The organism is Azospirillum sp. VT-I1 (assembly GCF_055698305.1).
This window is the reverse complement of sequence record NZ_CP168800.1, coordinates 274,901-294,278: the sequence shown is the minus strand read 5'-3', so window position 1 is coordinate 294,278 and position 19,378 is coordinate 274,901. Positions and strand designations below refer to the sequence as shown.

Below are 19,378 nucleotides of genomic sequence, written 5' to 3'. Positions count from 1 at the left end.
CATCGGTTCGGCCTGATCGGTTAACGGGCTGTTGGATCGCGACTTTAGTGTCCCAGCTTGACCGGCACAAGACCGCGCGGCGGTTCTATCCCTTGCGACGGTTCGGCACAGGACCACCTTAGGGCACGTCTTCTACGCATGGGCGGAACAGCGCATATGACCACCACCAATTCCCCGGCCCTCCGGCCATTGACGATCCTGCTGGCGGCACCGCGCGGCTTCTGCGCCGGCGTGGACCGGGCGATCCAGATCGTCGAGACGGCGCTGGACCGCTTCGGGGCGCCGGTCTATGTCCGGCATGAGATCGTCCACAACCGATTCGTGGTCGAAAGCCTGGAAGCCAAGGGCGCCATCTTCGTCGACGAGCTGACGGAGGTTCCGGACGGCCGCCCGGTGGTGTTCTCCGCCCACGGCGTGCCGAAATCGGTGCCCAAGGCGGCGGAGGCGCGCGGCCTGTTCTATCTCGACGCCACCTGCCCGCTGGTCAGCAAGGTTCACCGCGAGGCCGAACGCCATTACGAGGACGGCCGGCAGATCGTGCTGATCGGCCATGCCGGGCATCCGGAGGTGATCGGCACCATGGGGCAGCTGCCGGAAGGCGCCGTGGTACTGGTGGAAACGGTGGCCGACGTGGCGACGCTCGAGGTCCGGGATCCGGAGAACCTCGCCTACGCCACCCAGACCACGCTGTCGGTGGACGAGACGACGGAGATCCTGGCGGCACTCCAGGCCCGCTTTCCCGCCATCGCCGGGCCCAAGAAGGAGGACATCTGCTACGCCACCACCAACCGTCAGGCGGCGGTGAAGGCCATCGCGCCGAAGGTGGAGGCGCTGCTGGTCCTGGGTGCGCCGAACTCCTCCAACTCCAAGCGTCTGGTGGAAGTGGCGAAGCTGCACGGCTGCCCGGCCGCCCAGCTGGTCCAGCGCGCTGCCGAGATCGACTGGAGCGCGCTGGCCGGCGTCGGCCGGCTCGGCATCACCGCCGGTGCGTCGGCCCCGGAAGTGCTGGTGGAAGAGGTCATCGAGGCCGCCCGTGCGCGATTCGACGTGACGGTGGAGGAACTGCGCACGGCGACCGAGAACATCGTCTTCAAGCTGCCGCGCGCGTTATCGGTGGAGCCGGAGACGGTTTGAGAGGCCGCCCGTACTGCGATTGCGGAGTTAGACCCCCACCTTGATCCTCCCCCGCTGGGCGGGGAGGAGACAAGTGCTTGTACGGGAGAGTGGCGGCAGTCCCTCCCCCGCCCAGCTCTCGCACAAAGCTATGCTTTGTGCTGACGCGGCAAGCGGACCGGAGGTCCGCTGAGAGCGGGGAAGGTTAGGTGGGGGCTAACCTATCCCACCACCTCACCCCTCCGCCACCGCCAGCAGCCCATCCACATCCACCACGCTCTCCAGCCGATCCGCGACCGCATCCAGCGCCCGCTCCACGGCCACCCCATAGCTCAGCTCCGACCCGCCGCCCATTCCCCGCAGATAGGCCGCCCGGAAGCCGTCCGCGCCGAACAGCCCGTGCAGGTAGCAGCCGGCAACCCGCCCGTCCGCCGACTCCGCGCCGTCCGTGCCGCCATCCGCAAGTTCCAGCATCGGTCGCGCCCGGTCCGGCCCGTCGGTGCGGCCCATGTGCATCTCGTACCCCGCCACCTCGGCCCCGGTGTGACGCTCCCGCCCGCGGGCTTCCTCCAACACCTTGGGACCCTTCAGCACCGTCTCGACATCCAGCAGGCCGAGCCCCGCGGCCTCTCCCGGCGGTCCCTCGATGCCGTCCGGATCGGCGATGCGCCGCCCCAGCATCTGGTAGCCGCCGCAGATCCCCAGCACCCGACCGCCACGCCGCCAGTGGGCCAGCAGGTCGATGTCCCAGCCCTGCGCCCGCAGGAAGGCGAGGTCGGCGATCGTCGCCTTGGTGCCGGGCAGGATCACCAGATCGGCATCGCCCGGCAGCGGCCGGCCCGGACGCACCATGGTCAGGGCGACTCCGGGCTCCTGCGCCAGCGGATCGAAATCGTCGAAGTTGGCGATCCGCGACAGCATCGGCACAGCCACGCGCAACGCCCCGTCGCCGGCATCCCGCGGCCGGTCGAGCGCCACCGCATCTTCCGCCGGCAGGGTCGCGGCCTCCTTCAGCCAGGGCACCACGCCGAATCCGCGCCAGCCGGTGTGGCTTTCGATGATCCGCAGCCCTTCATCGAACAGGCGAACATCGCCGCGGAACTTGTTGATGAGAAAGCCCTTGATCCGCTCCTGTTCAGATTTCGGTAGAAGTGCGTGGGTGCCCACCAGACTGGCGATCACGCCGCCGCGGTCAATGTCGCCGACCAGCAGGACCGGCACGTCGGCGGCGGTGGCGAAGCCCATGTTGGCGATGTCGCCGGCCCGCAGATTGACCTCCGCCGGGCTGCCGGCGCCCTCCACCACCACGATGTCGGCCTCGGCCCGCAGCCGCTCGAAGCTGTCCAGCACCGTGCCCAGAAGCTCGCGCTTGCGCGCCTGATAGTCGGCGGCGCGCGCGGTGCCCACCACCACGCCGCGCACCACCACCTGACTGCCGATGTCCGACTGCGGCTTCAGCAACACCGGGTTCATGTGGACGCTGGGCGCCACGCCGCAGGCCCGTGCCTGCAGCGCCTGGGCGCGGCCGATCTCGCCGCCGTCGGCCGTCACCGCCGCATTGTTGGACATGTTCTGCGGCTTGAACGGCCGGACGGTCAGCCCGCGCCGCACCAGCGCCCGGCACAGCCCCGCCACCAGCAGCGACTTGCCGACGTCGGAGCCGGTGCCCTGCAGCATGATCGCGCGCGATCGCATGGTTCAGAACTCGATGCCGGCCTGGGCCTTCACCCCGGCTTCGAACGGGTGCTTGACCAGCGTCATCTCGGTGACGAGGTCGGCGGCGGCGATCAGTTCCGGCTTGGCGTTGCGTCCGGTGATGCAGACATGCAGGTCCGGCCGGCGGGCGGCCAGCGTCGCCAGCACCTCGTCCAGGGGCAGGTAATCCATGCGTAGCACGATGTTCAGCTCGTCCAGCACGATCAGGCGATAGCGCGGGTCGGCCATCAACTCCTTCGCCTTGGCCCAGGCGGCCTCGGCGGCAGCGATGTCGCGGGCGCGGTCCTGGGTGTCCCAGGTGAAGCCCTCTCCCATCGTGTGGAAGTCGACCAGATCTTCGAAGCGCTCCAGCGCCACCGTCTCGCCGGTGGACCAGGCGCCCTTGACGAACTGCACCATGCCCACGTGCATGCCATGGCCGACCGCGCGCATCATCAGGCCGAAGGCGGCGGTGGACTTGCCCTTCCCCTTGCCGGTGTGGACCATCAGCAGGCCCTTCTCCAGCGTCTTGGACGCGAGTGCGCGCTCCTGCAGCGCCTTGCGCCGCTTCATCTTCTCGGCGTGGCGGCGGTTGAGTTCGTCGGTATCGACCATGTTGTCGGTCATGCGGGTGTTCCCTTCACGAACATCGGCAGACCGGCGACGGTCAGCACGACGCGCGGCGCCACGGCCGCGATGGATTGGTGCAGGCGGCCGGCATGGTCGCGGAAGCGGCGCGCCAGCGCATTGTCCGGCACGATGCCGAGCCCGACCTCGTTGGAGACCAGGACCACCCGGCCCGGCAGCGTCGGCAGAAGCTCCACCAGCGCCGCGGTCTCCGCCGCGATGTCGGCCTCGGCCATCATCAGGTTGGTCAGCCACAGGGTCAGGCAATCGACCAGCACGCCGGTGCCGACGGCGGCGTGGCGGCGGAGCGCACCGGTCAGGTCGCACGGCTCCTCCACCGTCGTCCAGTCGGGGCCGCGGTCGTCGCGGTGCTTCGCCACCCGCTCCGCCATCTCCGCGTCCCAGATTTGCGAGGTGGCGATGTAGACGCGCGGTCCGCCCGGGGCGGTCACCAGCCCCTCGGCATAGCGGCTCTTGCCGGAGCGGGCGCCGCCCAGCACCAGCGTCAGATCGGCGTTCATTTCCCCAGCCGTCATTTCCAGGGCGTCCCGTCACGGTGGCGATAGGCGCCGTCGCGCCACACCATGTCCTCGTCGGAATAGTCGATCTCATCGTCGGTGCTGCGGTCGCCGACCTCCAGGTAGCTGGCCGGACGGCCGCTGCGGTTGATCAGGCGGTGGCCGTCGGCGACGCCATGGGGGAATCCGGCGCACATGCCGGCGGTCAGCAGGGTCTCGCCCGCGTCGGTGACCAGGGTCAGCTCGCCTTCCACCACATAGACGAACTCGTCCTGGCGGCTGTGCCAGTGGCGCAGGGCCGAAGAGGCGCCGGGCTCCAGCCGGGTCAGGTTGACGCCGAAATTGGTGAGCCCCAGCGGATCGCCCAGCGCGACGCGGTGCCGCCCGGCGACCTGCGCCCGGAAGGGCTGCGGATAGTCGGTGGCGCCGGTTTCGGCGGACAGGGCGGCTGGATCGATGACCGGCGGATTCGGCACGGGCGGTCTCCGGTTTGGCTTCGCGGGTCCGGACTGTCGCAAACCGGGCCGGCGCCGTCAAACTGTGCAGGCTTCAGCCGGACCGGCATCGCGGATCAGGGTTGAGGGGGCTGCGGCTGGACAGGCGCCCACTCGCCCACCATGCTTACCGCAACGCGACATCACAACCTGCGATCCGATGCCCAGCCTGGAAATCATCAGCCGCCGCCCCGCCGGCACGCCGAAGGCGCCGCCGCTCCTGTTCGTCCATGGCGCCTTCAGCGGCGCCTGGATCTGGGACGCCAAGTTCCTGCCCTGGTTCGCCGCGCGGGGGTGGGAGGCGCATGCCGTCTCTCTGCGCGGCCACGGCAACAGCGAGGGGCGCGACCGGCTGCATGACTTCGGCATCGCCGATTATGTGGACGACGTTCTGCAGGCGGCGGACGGGCTGTCGGCGCCGCCGGTGCTGATCGGCCATTCCATGGGCGGCATGGTGGTGCAGCGGGCGCTCGCCAAGCGCCGCTTTGCCGGCGGCGTGCTGATGGCGTCGGCCCCGCCCTATGGCCTGTTGTCCTCCACCATGGGGCTGGCCTGGCGGTCGCCCTATGTGTTCCAGCAGATGGCGATGCTGACCACCTTCGGCGAAAAGGCCATCGACCCGGACGCCATCCGCCGCGCCATGTTCTCCGACAAGATGCCGCGCGACGAGGCCGCGAAGTACGAGGCCTATCTGCAGGAGGAATCGCGCCGCGTCCTGCTGGACATCGGCGGCTGGATTCCATTCCCCGTGCTGCCGCCGCGCGACACGCCGGTGATGGTGATGGGTGCGGAGGAGGATTTGCTGTTCCCGCGCGCGGAGGTGATCGCCACCGCGATGGCGCTGGGCACCCGGCCGGTCTTCATGCCGGGAATGGGCCACGCGATGATGCTGGAACAGGACTGGCAATCGGTCGCCGAGCGGGTCGAGAGTTGGGTCGCGGCGACGGTGATGGCGGAGGCGGGGTGAGGGGGCAAGTGCGCCCCCTCTTCGCCGTCACGCCGTCGTCGGGTTCGGCATGCCCGGCATCGGCTCGTCGGCCGGCGGCGGAATTTCCGGCAGCACATCGGGGTTGTCGGGCACAGGATAGGGATCGGGTGTCGTCGGACGGTCGGGCTGCGGCGGGTTCGGGTTGGACGGGGGCGGAATCTCGCCGGGGGTGGACGGCTTCTGCGGATCGCTCATTCGGAAACTCCTGGGTCAGGGATCGTCGTGGGATAACGCCTCAATCGACGGTCCGTTCAATCGCCCGGCCGCCGGCCTGCACGTCCTGCCCGGCGCCCTCCACCGTGTTGCAGCCGGTCAGCAGGGCAGCCAGCGCTATGAGGAAGGTCAGGATCACCATCTCACGCGCGGGAAACGGGATGGCGCGGGCGGTGGCGCGCTGCCGGCGGTTCTTGGCGTGGTGCATGGCGTCTCTCCGGTGTGAAGGGGTGAGTGGCTGTCCGGGCGTCGTTCGTCTCTGTTTCTGACAACGGGGCGGCGGCGGCTTGGTTCCGCGCCATCCCCTCCCGCCATGCAGGGAATGCAACGGTCCTTTCGAGGCGCCCGAAATCCTTGACGCGGTACGCCTACCGGGCAAGATGACCAGCTTTTGCGCAGCCTGCCCGCTTTCCGGCCAGCCAGTACGGTCCGGCGGCGCGGCCACGGCCGCATCCCCCAAGTCCGAAACAGGTCCCGTCATGAGCACCGCCACCCTGCCCACGCCCGAGCCGTTGCGCGCGCGCCTCGCCGCCCACATCGGCGAGCTGCTGCGGCTGGCGGCGCCGGTCATCGTCTCCCGCGCCGGGCTGATGGTGATGATGGCGGTCGACACGGCCATCGTCGGCCGCTACTCGGCGCAGGAACTGGCCTATTACGGGCTGGCCCATCTGCCGGGCAACATCATGGTCGGCACCGGCGTCGGTCTGCTGATGGGCACGGTGATGATCACCGCCCATGCCTTCGGCGCCGGCAACGATGCGGAGTGCGGGCGGGCGTGGCGCCGCTCGGTCCCTTACGCGCTGCTGCTGGGCGTGCTGTTCGCGCTGGTCTCCCTGCTGGGCGATCCGCTGTTCCAGGCGGGCGGCCAGACGCCGGACATGGCGGCGGGCGGCGCCCATGTGCTGGCGGTGCTGGGCCTGGGCGCGCCGGGCATGATGCTTTACATCACCACCGGCTTCTTCCTGGAGGGCATCAAGCGACCGCTGCCGGGCATGGTCGCCATGGTGATCGGCAACATCGTCAACGCGGCGCTGGCCTGGGCCCTGGTGTGGGGGCATGTCGGGCTGGAGCCGCTGGGCGCCGTCGGATCGGCCTGGGCGACCAGCATCGTGCGCTGGGGCATGGGGCTGGGGCTGGTCGCTTATGTCTGGTGGATGCGCGACCATGACCGCTGGCAGGTCCGCCTGCCGGTGTCGGACTGGTGGAAGGGTGCCGCCCGCCAGCGCCATCTCGGTTATGCCGCCGGCCTCAGCATCGGGGTGGAGAGCGGCGCCTTCGGCGGGCTCGGCCTGTTCGCCGGCATGATCTCCCCGCTGGCGCTGGGCGCCTACACGGTGGGTCTGAACCTGACCGCCCTGCCCTTCATGGCGGCGGTCGGGCTGGCGTCGGCCACGGCGGTGCGGGTGGGCGTGGCATACGGCCGCGGCGACCGCAGCGACATGGCTCTGGCGGGCTGGACCGGCCTTGGCGTCACCAGCGCCATCCTGGCCTGCGTCGGCATCCTCTATCGCAGCATGCCCGAGGCGTTGGGCGCCATCTACACCAACGATCCGGAACTGCTGGAGGCGGTGGTACCGCTGATCGCCTTCGCCGCCTGGATCCTGATCGCCGACGGCGGCCAGACGGTGATGGCGAACGCGCTGCGCGGCCGGCACGACGCCTGGGTCCCGACGGCGCTGCACTTCTTCTCCTACGCGGTGGTGATGATTCCGGTGTCGGCCTTCCTCGTCTTCGGTCTCGGCCACGGCGCCCATGGGCTTTTCGAGGGAATCCTGATCGCCAGCCTTGTATCGGTGACGATCCTGTCGGTGCGGTTCGCGCGTTTGAGCCGGCGCTGAACCGACATCGACCGGGGTTTTCGGCCCCGAATCGTTGTGTGCAATTGCGAGAGTTGCTATATTTCTTGGGCAAAACCTTCGGCCCGCAAGGCCAGTGACTGCCGCGGATTCCTAAGCGGCGGCGCATTCGAAGAATGAGTGTCCTGCTTGAGCAATACGCCCCTTCCTCCCGCCTCCGACATCGCGCCGATCAACATCGAAGACGAGATGCGGAAATCGTATCTCGACTACGCGATGAGCGTGATCGTGAGCCGCGCCCTGCCCGACGTCCGCGACGGGCTCAAGCCGGTTCACCGGCGCATCCTCTACGCGATGAAGGAGGGCGGGTACGACTCGACCAAGCCCTATAAGAAGTCGGCGCGCATCGTCGGCGACGTGATGGGTAAATACCACCCGCACGGCGACAGCGCGATCTACGACGCCATGGTCCGCATGGCGCAGGACTTCTCCATGCGCCTGCCGCTGATCGACGGCCAGGGCAATTTCGGCTCGATGGACGGCGACCCGCCGGCGGCCATGCGCTACACCGAGGCGCGGCTTGCCAAGGCGGCGGAGGCGCTGCTGGACGACATCGACAAGGACACCATCGATTTCCAGGCGAGCTACGACGATTCGGGCCGCGAGCCCACCGTCGTCCCGGCGCGCTTCCCGAACCTGCTGGTGAACGGCGCCGGCGGCATCGCCGTCGGCATGGCGACGAACATCCCGACCCACAATCTGGGCGAGGTGATCGACGCCTGCTGCGCCTACATCGACAACCCGGATGTCACGCTCGACGAGCTGATGGAGCATGTGCCCGGCCCCGATTTCCCGACGGGCGGCCTGATCCTCGGCCGGTCGGGCAGCCGGGCGGCGCTGCAGACCGGGCGCGGCTCGATCATCCTGCGCGCCAAGACCCATTTCGAGGAGGTGCGCAAGGACCGCACCGCCATCGTCGCGACCGAGATCCCCTATCAGGTCAACAAGGCCAAGCTGATGGAACGCATCGGCGAGGTCGTGAACGACAAGACGATCGAGGGCATCGCCGACCTGCGCGACGAATCCGACCGCGACGGCGTCCGCGTGGTGATCGAGCTGAAGCGCGATGCGGTCCCCGACGTGGTGCTGGCCCAGCTGTTCCGCCACACCCAGCTCCAGACCTCCTTCGGCGTCAACATGCTGGCGCTGAACGGCGGCCGTCCGGAGCTGATGAATCTCCTGCAGATCATCACCGCCTTCATCCGCTTCCGCGAGCAGGTCATCACCCGCCGGACGGAGTTCCTGCTGGGCAAGGCGCGCGAGCGGGCGCACACCTTGGTCGGTCTGGCCGTCGCCGTCGCCAACCTGGACGCGATGATCGAGCTGATCCGCAGCGCCCCCGACCCCGTCTGGGCGCGCGAGGAGATGATGAACCGCGAATGGCCGGTCCATGACGTCGGCCCGCTGATCGAGTTGATCGACGAGCCCGGCCGCGGCGTCAGCCCGCAGAACACCTACCGCCTGTCGGAGGTTCAGGCGCGCGCCATCCTCGACCTGCGTCTGCACCGCCTGACCGGGCTGGAACGCGACAAGATCGGCGCCGAGCTGAAGGACGTCACCGACCAGATCGCCGATTTCCTTGCCACGCTCGCCAACCGGCCGAAGCTGATGGGGATCCTGCGCGACGAGCTGGTGGAGATGAAGGAGCGGTTCGGGAACCCGCGCCGCACCGAAATCCAGGATCTGGAGTTCGAAGCCGACATCGAGGACCTGATCCAGCGTGAGGACATGGTCGTCACCGTCAGCCAATCCGGCTATGTGAAGCGGGTGCCGCTGTCCACCTACCGGGCGCAGAAGCGCGGCGGCAAGGGCCGCGCCGGCATGTCGATGAAGGCGGAGGATGCGGTCAGCGACCTGTTCGTCGCCAACACCCACACGCCGCTGCTGCTCTTCTCGAACCGCGGCATGGTGTACAAGCTGAAGGTCTACCGCCTGCCGCTGGGCAACCCGCAGGCGCGCGGCAAGGCCTTCGTCAACCTGCTGCCGCTGATCGACGGGGAGACCATCACCACCGTCCTGCCGCTGCCTGAGGACGAGGCCGCCTGGGCAGATCTGCACGTCGTCTTCGCCACCTCCAAGGGCAATGTCCGCCGCAACCGCATGTCGGACTTCGCCAACATCCGCTCCAACGGCCTGATCGCCATGAAGCTGGAAGAGGAAGGCGAGCGGCTGATCGGCGTCCACACCTGTTCGGAAGCCGCCGACGACGTGCTGCTGGCGACCCGCGGTGGCAAGTGCATCCGCTTCCCGGTCGACGACGTGCGCGTCTTCGCCGGCCGCACCTCCACCGGCGTGCGCGGCATCAAGCTGGCCGACGGGGACGAGGTGGTATCGCTGTCGATCCTGACCCACGTCGACGCCACGCCCGAGGAACGCGCCGCCTTCTTCAGGATGAAGCGCGACGAAGGGCTGGAGATGGAGGGCGAGGCCGCTCCGGAAGCCGACGACGTGCCGGCCGACAGCGTCACCCTGTCGCAGGAGCGCTACGAAGAACTGAAACAGAAGGAACAGTATATTCTCACCGTCTCCGACCGCGGCTATGGCAAGCGCAGCTCGTCCTACGAGTACCGCATCGCCGGCCGTGGCGGCCAGGGCATCTGGAACATGGAGATGGGCGAGCGCAACGGTTCCATCGTCGCCGCCTTCCCTGTCGAATCGAACCATCAGGTGATGATGGTGACCAACGGCGGCCAGGTGATCCGCATGCCGCTGCACGACGTGCGGGTGGCGGGCCGCAAGACGCTGGGCGTCACGCTGTTCCGTGTCGGGTCGGACGAGCGTGTGGTGTCCGTCGCCACGATCGCCGAGGAAGACGGCGAGAATGGTGTGGGCGAAAACGGGGTCGAAGCCGGCGTCGAGGCTGGTGGTGACGCCAACGGTTCGGACGGATCGGCGGGCGACGCCGGCTCCGCCGCGCCGAACGAGTAACGGAAGGGCGAAGGAACTCTCCATGGCGACCAGCCAGACCGAGACCAGCAAGGGTCGTCGAATCGGTGTCTATCCCGGCACCTTCGATCCGATCACCAACGGTCACATGGACATCATCCAGCGCGCCGCCCGTCAGGTCGACCACCTGATCATCGGCGTCGCCCGGAATGCCGGCAAAGGCCCGCTCTACTCCACGGACGAGCGGGTCGCCATGGTTCGCGAGGACGTGGCCGCGCTGAATGCCGGCGGGGCCAGTATCGAGGTGCGGGCGTTCGACAATCTGCTGATGCATTTCGCCATCGAGATGAACGCCAGCGTCATCATCCGCGGCCTGCGCGCCGTCTCGGACTTCGAATATGAATTCCAGATGGCGGGCATGAACGCGCGGCTGAACCCGAAGGTCGAAACGATCTTCCTGATGTCGTCGGAAAAGCACCAGTTCATCTCCTCCCGCTTCGTGAAGGAGATCGGGCGACTGGGCGGCGACATCCGCCATTTCGTCTCCGCCCGCGTCGCGGAGCGCCTGTCCGAGCGCTTCGCGCTGGAGGCCGGCAATGGCACCAAGCCGTCGACCAGCCAAACTTGATCTGCCGAACCATGGGCTGGATGGCAAAATCCTGCATTCGCCATCAAGCCCATGGTTGACCTTTCGGGCGCGTCTTTCTATGGTGCGCCCACTTCCGGCGGGGGCCAGTTTCCCACCGCCGCGCTGGATGATCCGGTAGCTCAGTCGGTAGAGCACGTGACTTTTAATCATGTGGCCGTGGGTTCGAATCCCACCCGGATCACCAACCTTTTCAAAACCTTACCAAGCAGAATCCGCGGCGGCACATAGATCGCCAAAACGGTCGGCTTCTGCCGATAAGGGTCAGCCCCTATTTAATCCTGCAACGATCCCATTAAGACTCCCAACCAGTGATAACCGGGGGTTCGAAATGGATTGGGTGAGGAACGCGTCTGTTCGCGCGAAGGTGATCGCGGCGTTCTCCGTGCTTCTGATCGGCACTGCGCTGCTGGGCCTGTTTGCGATCAACCGCATTTCGTCGGTCAATGAAGAGGCGGCGGAAATCCGCGACAACTGGCTGCCTTCGGTGGTTGCCGTCTCCGAACTCTACTCCACCTTTTACTCCTACCGGGCCCTCGAAGGGGCGTTGATCGCCGTGCAGGACGAGGCGCGGATCCGCAGCGAAGAAGAGAGCCTCGACCGTACCATTCGCAGCATCGAAGAAAAGCGCGCGGTCTACGAGCCTATGCTGACGCCGGGATGGGAAACGGAGACCTACCGGAAGTTCGTCGAGTCGTACAACCGCTACATCGGCCTCAGCCGGGAGAAGCTGCGTCCGCTGGCCCGCAAGAACGAAACGGTCGCCCTCTCCGACCTGTTCACCGGCGAATCGCGCCGGGAATTCCAAACTGCCAAGGCACTGCTGGAAGAACTGGTGCAGTTCAACCGCTCCGAAGGGGTGAAGGCGGCCAATCGTGGCGCCGAGATCTACGTCACGTCCCGCAATTGGATCGTCGGCTCCATCCTGGTGGCGATGATGGCGGGCGTCGGCGCGATTCTGCTGATTCTCGGGGCCGTGGTCCGGCCCATCCATGGCCTGACCGGCATCATGGGGCGGCTGGCGAACCGCGAACTGAGCGTCGCGATCGACGGGACGGAGCGCAGGGACGAGCTGGGCGCCATGGCCCGCGCTGTCCAGGTGTTCAAGGACGGGCTCATCGAGGCGGACCGCCTCGCCGCCGCCGAGGCTGCCGAGCAGCAGGCCAAGCTGCGCCGCGCGCAAGCCATCGAGCGGCTGCTCGCCGGCTTCGAGAGTTCGTCCAGCAAGGCTCTGCGCACCGTCGCCGCCGCGGCGTCGGAGTTGGACGCCACCGCCCACAGCATGTCGGCGATGGCCCAGCAGACCAGCACCCAGGCGACCGTGGTCGCTTCGGCCGCCGAGCAGACCAGCGCCAACGTCCAGACCGTCGCCACCGCGACCGAGGAGATGGCCAGCTCCATCCGCGAAATCGGAAGCCAGATTTCCCGCTCCGCAGACATCGCCGGCAGGGCGGTGAACGAGGCGACCCAGACCAGCGACGCCGTGCGCAGCCTTGCCGATGCCGCGCAGAAGATCGGCGAGGTGGTCGGGCTGATCACCGACATCGCCAGCCAGACCAACCTGTTGGCTCTGAACGCCACCATCGAGGCGGCACGCGCCGGCGAGGCAGGCAAGGGCTTCGCCGTCGTCGCCAGCGAGGTGAAGAGCCTGGCCGGCCAGACCGCCAAGGCGACGGAGGAGATCGCCAGCCAGATCGGCGCCATCCAGCAGACGACGCAGGGCGTGGTGACGGCGATTGCAGGCATCGGCGGCACCATCGGCAGCATCAACGACATCACGACCGCCATCGCCGCCGCCATCGAAGAGCAGAGTGCCGCGACCAACGAGATCTCCCGCAACGTCCAGCAGGCCGCCGCCGGCACGCAGGAGGTCACGGGCAGCATCTTCCAGGTCACGCAGGCCGCAGGCGAAGCCGGCAACGCCGCCGGACAGGTGCTGACCGCCGCCGGAGAGCTGTCCCGCCAAGCCGAACTGATGCGCCAGGACGTCGAGACCTTCCTGAACGACATCAAGGCGGCCTGACCCGCCGGGGGCGTGACGCCCCCGTTCCGACCGATGCCAGACAAAGAAAAAGCCCCGCTTGAGCGGGGCTTTTTCTGTTCTGCATCGGCTTGCCGAGATGGCGACCCCAGCTGGATTCGAACCAGCGACCTGCCGCTTAGAAGGCGGCTGCTCTATCCAACTGAGCTATGGGGCCTTATCGCGGATCCGGGCAAACCCTTCCGGACCGGGGCCGCGATCAGAAGCGCGGGCGGTCGGTGCGGAAATTGTCGGCGTAGTTGCGCGGACGGACCCGGCGGACCGGGGCTTCCTGAACGGTGTAGTTCCAGCCCTCGCGCTCCGCGAACGCGATGGCCTCTTCCTTCGTCTCGAAGGACAGGCGCACCTGGTTCAGCGTGTCGCCGGAGCTGGTCCAGCCCATCAGTGGCTCCGGACGGCGCGGGGTCTCGATCTCATAATCCAGCATCCAACGGTGAGTCTTGGCCCGGCCGGATTGCATGGCCGTCTTGCTCGGCTGATAGATCCGGACGTTCATGGCTCGCTCGTCTCCCCAAATGCCAGTGCGTCCTGGCGCTTACGGCTTGGACGCGGTTTTGTCCCTCGGCGATGGTCGGGGCGCCCGGATTCGAACCGGGGGCCTCCAGTACCCAAAACTGGCGCGCTGACCAGACTGCGCTACGCCCCGTCGCCGCGATGTGAGATACACGAACGCCACGCCCACGGCAAGCGGAGGGCGCACCGCTTTCGCGGTCTTTCTCCATCCCGCCTGCCGCATCGGGCGTCCGGTGCGGCGTTCGGTCGCTAAACACCTTCCCTCCAACATATTTTCAGGTCGATTCGTTGCCGTCGCTCACCCCCGCCCCGTTCGTCGTCGCCCTTTTCCTGCCCGACCTGGGCGACCGGCCGGACCGGCATGCGGCGGTCGAGCTGGCCCACCGCCTGCTGCGCGCCGGTGCGGCGGTGGATGTTGTGGCGCCGATGGGCGGCGGTCCCCTGCGCGCGGCGCTCGATCCCGCCATCGGCCAGATCGACCTCGCCAAGCGGCATGCCGCGACTTCCGTCCTGGCGCTGGCGCGGGTGGTGGCGGAGCGGCAGCACGGGCTGCTCGCCGCGCCGAAGGAGGCGGCATGGATCACCCGAACGGCTGTGTGGCTGGCCCGCAGCGATGCGCGGCCGGTGGCGCTGGCGGGCGATGCCGCGGCCGACTTTGCGGCTATTCGTGCCGCAGCGCCTCGATGGGATTGAGCAGCGCCGCCCGCCGGGCCGGGTAGAGGCCGAAGAAGACGCCGATCAGGCCGCTGACCACCACCGCCAGCACGACCGAGTCGAGTTGGATCAGCGTCGGCCAGCCGGCAAGTGCCGCCACCCCCATGGCGGTCGCGATGCCCAGCGCCACCCCAACCGCGGCGCCGATCAGCGACAGGGTGGTCGATTCGATCAGGAACTGCACCAGGATGTCGCGCCGCCGCGCCCCGATGGCGAGCCGCAGCCCGATCTCCCGCGTGCGCTCGGTCACCGACACCAGCATGATGTTCATGATGCCGATCCCGCCGACCAGCAGCGACACCGCCGCGACCGCCGCCAGCAGGAAGGACAGCGCGCGGGAGGAGGCGTCGCGGGTCGCCGACACCTCCGACAGGTCGCGCATCCAGAAATCGTCGTCCTGGCCGGGGATCAGCCGGTGGCGCTGGCGCAGCAGGTCGCGGATCTGGGCCTGCGCCTCCGCCATGTCGGCGCCGTCGCGCATCTTCACCACCATGGTGTGGATGAAGCGCGGGTTGCTCTTCGCCATGCCCGGGATGTTGCGCTTGGCGGTGGACAGGGGGACGAAGATGACGTCGTCCTGGTCCTGCCCCTGGGTGTTCTGCCCCTTCTCGGCCAATACACCGACGACGGTCAGCGGCGTGGAGAAGACGCGGACCGGCTCGCCGATTGGATCGCCGCCGCCGAACAGGTTGCGCACCACCGTCTGGCCCAGCACCACCACCTTGTTGGCCTGGGCCACGTCGTCGTCCGACAGCCCCCGGCCAGCCGCCACCGTCCAGTCGCGGGCGTCCATATAGTCAGGCGTGATGCCGAACAGCACCGTGCCCCAGTTCTGGTTGCCGGCGACGATCTGCAGCCCCCAGCGCACCGACGGCGCCGTCACGACCACGCCGGGGATCTCCGCCAGCACCGCCAGCGCATCGTCCTCCGTCAGGGTCGAAGCGGTGCCGGCACCCAGCTTCACCCCGCCGCGGACGATGCTGCCCTGCCCGACCATGATGAGGTTGGTGCCCAAGCTGGCGATCTGGCGCAGCACCTGATCCCGCGCACCGGCGCCGACCGCGACCATGGCGATCACCGCGGCGACGCCGATGACGATGCCCAACATGGTCAGCGCGCTGCGCAACGGGTTGGCCCGCAGCGAATCGAGCGCCGCGCGCAGGGCGTCCCAGGCCGTCATGCCGCCACCTCCGGCTCCTGGCGCAGGTCGTCGATCAGGCGGCCGTCGCGGAACTGCAGGACGCGGCCGGCGAAGCGCGCCACCTCCGGCTCGTGGGTGACCAGCACCACCGTGATGCCGCGGCGGTTCAGCCGTTGGAACAGTGCGATGATCTCCAGGCTGGTGGCGGTGTCCAGCGCCCCCGTCGGCTCGTCGGCCAGAAGCAGGAGCGGGTCGTTGACCAGGGCGCGGGCGATGGCGACCCGCTGCTGCTGGCCGCCGGAGAGCTGGGTCGGGCGGTGCCCGGCCCGCTCCCGCAATCCCACCGCGTCGAGCGCGGCCAACGCACGCTCCGCCCGCTCGGCATGGCCGACGCCGGCATAGACCATCGGCAGCATGACGTTGGCGAGCGCCGTCTGCCGGGGCAGCAGGTTGAAGGACTGGAAGACGAAGCCGATGCTGCGGTTGCGCACCGCCGCCAGCGCGTCGGAGGACAGACCCGCCACCTCGCGCCCGTCAAGACGGTAACGGCCGGAATCGGGGCGGTCCAGGCAGCCCAGCAGGTTCATGAAGGTGGATTTGCCGGAGCCGGACGGGCCCATGACCGCCACGAACTCGCCGCGGCCGATGGCGACGGTGACGTCGTCCAGCGCGTGGACGGTCTGCGGTCCCATGCGGTAATGGCGGGAGAGACGTTCGACCGCGATCAGGGGTGCTTGATGCTCCCCCTCTCCCCGAGGGGGAGAGGGGGATTCCGACGTGGAGAGATCAGAAGCCAAGGCGCGGTCCCCGGCGGGTGTCTCGGTCGGGGAGAGGATGCCGGTGATGACCTCCTGCCCGGCGCGTAGTTCGCCGGACACCACCTCCGTGAAGCTGCCGTCGCCGATGCCGAGCCGGACCGCCACGCCGACGGGGCTGCCGTTGCCGGGGCCGGGAACCCAGACGGTGCGCGTCGCCTCCGCCGCCCGGCCGGGCTCCACCAGCGCGTCGAAACGCTCGCGCTGCGCCGGCTCCAGCAGGGCGGCCATCCGCTCCAGCGCCGTGGTGCGGATCGCGTTGGCCTCCATCCGGCGGCGTTCGGGATCGCCGCCTTCGGCATCCAGCGCGGTGAAACGCTCCCGCGCTTCGACGACCAGGGCGGCGATGTCGCGGCGCCGGTTCTCGTCCAGCTTCAAGCCGTCCATCACCCGCTTTGCGGCGGCCTCCAGCGCCGCGGCACCCCGCCCGCCGTTCGGGCCGCCGGTGGTGGGGGCCGGCGCGTCGCCCGGCAACTCAACCCCCGGCGGACGGAACCGCAGGGCGGCATTGGGCAGTTTCACCGCGGACGGCCGCTCGTCCACCGTGATGCGCAGGTTGGCGGTCATGCCCGGCAGCAGGCGAAGGTCCGGATTCTCCACCGTGATGACGACGATGTAGGTGACGACGGTCAGATCCTCCTTGGGCGCCAGACGCACCTGGGCAACCCGGCCCGTGAAGCTGTCGCCGGGAAAGGCGTTCACGGTGAAGCGCACGGGCATGCCTTCGCGCACCCGGCCGATGTCGGCCTCGTCGATGTTGGCCAGCACCTCCATCTGCCGCAGATCCTGGGCGATGGTGAACAGGGTGGGTGCGGACAGGCTGGCGGCCACCGTCTGGCCGGTGCTGACCGCGCGGTTCACCACCACCCCATCGATGGGGGACCGGATGACCGAGCGGTTCAAATCGACGCGGACAAGCTGCAGGGCGGCCTCGCGCTGCGCCACCTGGGCGCGGGCGACCTCCACCTGGGCCGCGGCGACGGCGAGCGACGCCTGCGCGGAGGATTCCGCCGCTTCCGCCTGCCGTTTCTGGGCGCGGGCGGCGACCAGCTGGGCCTGGGCGCTGTGGGCCGCCGTCTCCGCCTTTTCCAGGTCGGCGGCGGCGACCACACCGCGGCCCTGCAGGTCGCGCCGCCGCCGCAGGTCACGCTCCGCATCGCGCTGGGCAAGGTCGGCGCGCAGGATCTGGGCGTCGGCGTTGGCGACGCTGGCCTTGGCGCTGGCGAGGTCGGCCCGCGCCTTGTCCAGCAGGGCCTGCTGCTGGATGAGCGCCGCCTTGGCGGAATCGACGTCGGCGCCGGCCTGGGCCAGTCGGGCGGCCAGTTGGTCGCCGTTCAGGCGGGCGAGGATCTGGCCGCTGGTGACGCGGCTGTTGAAGTCGGCGTAAAGCTCGGCGATCTGGCCGGACAGCTGTGAACTGACCTCCACCGTCACCAGCGCGCTCATGGTGCCGGTGGCGGTGATGGCGCTGACAAGCGGGCCCTGTTCGACCTTAGCCAGCCGGTAGGAGGGGCCGGGTTCGGCGCGCGCCAGCATGACATAGGCGGACAGGCCGGCCGCGGCGCTGAGCGCCACCCCGACCATGACCGCCACCCGCCTGCCCGCTCTCCCGGCCATGTCCGCCCTCCGCGCCGCCGCACCCCGCGCGATCAATCTGGGGGAGTTTAAGCGAAAGTCATGGGCGGAGGATCGTCTTTCCGCTTACGGTTTCGTGATGTCGGGCGACACCACGCGATCACCGGCGCGGATGCCCAGCCGCGCCGCCATGCCGCCGTTCAGCTCCAGGATCGCCTTCACCGGACCGTCGGAGGTGACGGAATCCAGCGATTCCGGCACCGCGCGCTCGTGGATGTTCACGATGCGGCCGTCGGCGGCGATGAACAGCATGTCCAGCGGGATCAGGGTGTTCTTCATCCAGAAGCTGGCCGGCTGCACCCGGTCGTAGACGAACAGCATCCCGGCGTCGGCCGGCATCGACTGGCGGTACATCAGGCCCTGCGCCTGCTGGCCGGGGGTCAAGGCCAGTTCGACGGTGAAGCGGAACTTGCCGCCGCCCGCCGTTTCCACGGTCAGTTTGGACTTCTGGAAGCTTTCCAGCGCCGCCGCCGGAAAGGCGACCGCCAGCAGCAGGAGCGCCATGACGGCACCCCGGAACACCCGACCGAACATCATGCACGCCCCCGAACGGCTGAAGCGGAAGAGGCGCCAGTCAAGCACGGCGCCGCTCCCCTGCCAAATTAAGCGTTTTTAGGACTTCGCCAGACGGTCGAATGCCTGCAGCTTGGCCAGCAGCGCCGGCATGTCCTTCAGCGGCACCATGTTGGGGCCGTCGCTGGGGGCGCAGTCCGGGTTCTCGTGCGTCTCCATGAAGACGGCGGCGACGCCGACCGCGATGGCGGCGCGGGCCAGCACCGGCACGAATTCCCGCTGCCCGCCCGAGGTGGTGCCCTGCCCGCCCGGCTGCTGGACGGAATGGGTGGCGTCGAACACCACCGGGAAGCCGGTCTCCGCCATGATCGGCAGCGACCGCATGTCCGATACCAGCGTGTTGTAGCCGAAGCTGGCGCCGCGCTCGCACAGCAGCACGCGCTCGTTGCCCGAGGCGACCAGCTTGGCGGCGACGTTCTTCATGTCCCACGGCGCCAGGAACTGGCCCTTCTTGACGTTCACGGCCCGGCCGGTCTCCGCGGCGGCGACCAGCAGGTCGGTCTGGCGGCAGAGGAAGGCGGGGATCTGCAGCACGTCCACCGCCTCGGCCACCGGCGCGCACTGGCCGGACTCATGCACGTCGGTGATGACCGGGCAGCCGAAGCGCTCGCGGATTTCCGCGAAGATCGGCAGAGCCTTGTCCATGCCCAGCCCGCGCGCGGTGGCGATGGAGGTGCGGTTGGCCTTGTCGAAGCTCGACTTGTAGATCAGCCCCATGCCCAGCGCCCTGGTCATCTCCACCAGCGCGGACGCGGTCTCCATCGCATGGTCGCGGCTTTCCATCTGGCAGGGGCCGGCGATCAGGACGAAGGGACGGTCGTTGGCAACGGTCAGGTTGCCGATCTGGACGGCGCGCGGCGTGGTCATCGGAGTGCTCCAAAACGAAAACGGGCGAAACGGCGCCCGTGGG

Annotated in this window: 18 protein-coding genes and 3 tRNA genes; 8 read left to right on the top strand and 13 right to left on the bottom strand. The window is 68.8% G+C overall.

What is annotated here, in order from left to right; translation table 11 throughout:
- The first annotated feature begins 156 nt into the window (after positions 1–156).
- Positions 157–1,134: a 4-hydroxy-3-methylbut-2-enyl diphosphate reductase gene (gene ispH, locus AB8P05_RS01360; protein WP_472758507.1), complete on the top strand. Its 978-nt coding sequence runs from the start codon at positions 157–159 to the stop codon at positions 1,132–1,134.
- A 213-nt stretch (positions 1,135–1,347) separates the two neighbouring features.
- Here the strand turns inward: ispH and AB8P05_RS01355 are convergent, their stop codons facing one another.
- Genes AB8P05_RS01355 through AB8P05_RS01340 form a run of 4 tightly spaced genes read right to left on the bottom strand, consistent with a single transcriptional unit; the run spans position 1,348 to position 4,429 of the window.
- Entirely contained in the window at positions 1,348–2,808 is a 1,461-nt protein-coding gene (locus AB8P05_RS01355; protein ID WP_472758506.1) for a cobyric acid synthase, read from the bottom strand.
- Positions 2,809–2,811: 3 nt separating this feature from the next.
- Positions 2,812–3,435, bottom strand: coding sequence for a cob(I)yrinic acid a,c-diamide adenosyltransferase (gene cobO / locus AB8P05_RS01350; RefSeq protein ID WP_472758505.1), 624 nt, complete (start codon positions 3,433–3,435; stop codon positions 2,812–2,814).
- Positions 3,432–3,956 (bottom strand): bifunctional adenosylcobinamide kinase/adenosylcobinamide-phosphate guanylyltransferase, encoded by a 525-nt coding sequence (gene cobU / locus AB8P05_RS01345; RefSeq protein WP_472758504.1) that lies wholly within the window; start codon positions 3,954–3,956, stop codon positions 3,432–3,434. Before cobU ends, cobO begins: the two co-directional genes overlap by 4 nt.
- Before the next feature lie 11 nt (positions 3,957–3,967).
- Positions 3,968–4,429, bottom strand: a complete 462-nt coding sequence (locus tag AB8P05_RS01340; protein ID WP_472758503.1) for a cupin domain-containing protein — start codon at positions 4,427–4,429, stop codon at positions 3,968–3,970.
- A gap of 178 nt (positions 4,430–4,607) precedes the next feature.
- Here AB8P05_RS01340 and AB8P05_RS01335 point away from each other — a divergent pair, with 178 nt between their 5' ends.
- On the top strand, positions 4,608–5,414 hold the full coding sequence (locus AB8P05_RS01335) for an alpha/beta hydrolase (protein ID WP_472758502.1): 807 nt from the start codon (positions 4,608–4,610) through the stop codon (positions 5,412–5,414).
- 27 nt (positions 5,415–5,441) lie between these two features.
- Here AB8P05_RS01335 and AB8P05_RS01330 read toward each other — a convergent pair whose 3' ends face one another.
- Together AB8P05_RS01330 and AB8P05_RS01325 are read right to left on the bottom strand one after the other, a co-directional pair.
- On the bottom strand, positions 5,442–5,630 hold the full coding sequence (locus AB8P05_RS01330; protein WP_455171516.1) for a hypothetical protein: 189 nt from the start codon (positions 5,628–5,630) through the stop codon (positions 5,442–5,444).
- Between the two features lie 40 nt (positions 5,631–5,670).
- On the bottom strand, positions 5,671–5,856 hold the full coding sequence (locus AB8P05_RS01325) for an entericidin A/B family lipoprotein (RefSeq protein WP_472758501.1): 186 nt from the start codon (positions 5,854–5,856) through the stop codon (positions 5,671–5,673).
- A gap of 271 nt (positions 5,857–6,127) precedes the next feature.
- On the opposite strand from AB8P05_RS01325, the gene AB8P05_RS01320 reads away from it, so the two are divergent.
- From AB8P05_RS01320 to AB8P05_RS01300, 5 genes are all read left to right on the top strand, one after another.
- On the top strand, positions 6,128–7,486 hold the full coding sequence (locus tag AB8P05_RS01320) for an MATE family efflux transporter (protein WP_455171514.1): 1,359 nt from the start codon (positions 6,128–6,130) through the stop codon (positions 7,484–7,486).
- 147 nt (positions 7,487–7,633) lie between these two features.
- Complete coding sequence (gene gyrA, locus AB8P05_RS01315) at positions 7,634–10,432, top strand: DNA gyrase subunit A (RefSeq protein WP_472758500.1); 2,799 nt, start codon at positions 7,634–7,636, stop codon at positions 10,430–10,432.
- Between the two features lie 22 nt (positions 10,433–10,454).
- On the top strand, positions 10,455–11,018 hold the full coding sequence (coaD, locus tag AB8P05_RS01310) for a pantetheine-phosphate adenylyltransferase (RefSeq protein WP_455171512.1): 564 nt from the start codon (positions 10,455–10,457) through the stop codon (positions 11,016–11,018).
- A 129-nt stretch (positions 11,019–11,147) separates the two neighbouring features.
- Positions 11,148–11,223: transfer RNA gene (locus AB8P05_RS01305), tRNA-Lys, on the top strand.
- Positions 11,224–11,367: 144 nt separating this feature from the next.
- Complete coding sequence (locus tag AB8P05_RS01300; protein ID WP_472758499.1) at positions 11,368–13,059, top strand: methyl-accepting chemotaxis protein; 1,692 nt, start codon at positions 11,368–11,370, stop codon at positions 13,057–13,059.
- A gap of 98 nt (positions 13,060–13,157) precedes the next feature.
- Here AB8P05_RS01300 and AB8P05_RS01295 read toward each other — a convergent pair.
- The 3 genes from AB8P05_RS01295 to AB8P05_RS01285 all read right to left on the bottom strand — a co-directional run bounded on the left by AB8P05_RS01295 (position 13,158) and on the right by AB8P05_RS01285 (position 13,723).
- A tRNA-Arg gene (locus AB8P05_RS01295) sits at positions 13,158–13,234 on the bottom strand.
- Between the two features lie 42 nt (positions 13,235–13,276).
- A complete protein-coding gene (locus tag AB8P05_RS01290) occupies positions 13,277–13,573 on the bottom strand; it encodes an ETC complex I subunit (RefSeq protein ID WP_014247573.1) in 297 nt (98 codons plus the stop codon).
- 72 nt (positions 13,574–13,645) lie between these two features.
- Positions 13,646–13,723 (bottom strand) — tRNA-Pro (locus tag AB8P05_RS01285).
- 155 nt (positions 13,724–13,878) lie between these two features.
- Between AB8P05_RS01285 and AB8P05_RS01280 the strand changes: the two genes are divergently transcribed.
- The gene (locus AB8P05_RS01280) at positions 13,879–14,283 is read left to right on the top strand and encodes a hypothetical protein (protein ID WP_472758498.1); all 405 of its coding nucleotides are present in this window, start codon (positions 13,879–13,881) and stop codon (positions 14,281–14,283) included.
- Here the strand turns inward: AB8P05_RS01280 and AB8P05_RS01275 are convergent.
- From AB8P05_RS01275 to kdsA, 4 genes are all read right to left on the bottom strand, one after another.
- Positions 14,252–15,484, bottom strand: a complete 1,233-nt coding sequence (locus tag AB8P05_RS01275) for an ABC transporter permease (protein ID WP_472758497.1) — start codon at positions 15,482–15,484, stop codon at positions 14,252–14,254. The two genes, AB8P05_RS01280 and AB8P05_RS01275, sit on opposite strands and share 32 nt — an antisense overlap.
- Positions 15,481–17,877, bottom strand: a complete 2,397-nt coding sequence (locus AB8P05_RS01270) for an efflux RND transporter periplasmic adaptor subunit (RefSeq protein WP_472758496.1) — start codon at positions 17,875–17,877, stop codon at positions 15,481–15,483. The genes AB8P05_RS01275 and AB8P05_RS01270 overlap by 4 nt, the downstream gene beginning before the upstream one ends.
- 84 nt (positions 17,878–17,961) lie before the next feature.
- Positions 17,962–18,477, bottom strand: a complete 516-nt coding sequence (locus AB8P05_RS01265) for a DUF192 domain-containing protein (protein WP_472758495.1) — start codon at positions 18,475–18,477, stop codon at positions 17,962–17,964.
- Positions 18,478–18,507: 30 nt separating this feature from the next.
- Positions 18,508–19,335: a 3-deoxy-8-phosphooctulonate synthase gene (gene kdsA, locus AB8P05_RS01260; protein WP_472758494.1), complete on the bottom strand. Its 828-nt coding sequence runs from the start codon at positions 19,333–19,335 to the stop codon at positions 18,508–18,510.
- Positions 19,336–19,378: the final 43 nt, after the last annotated feature.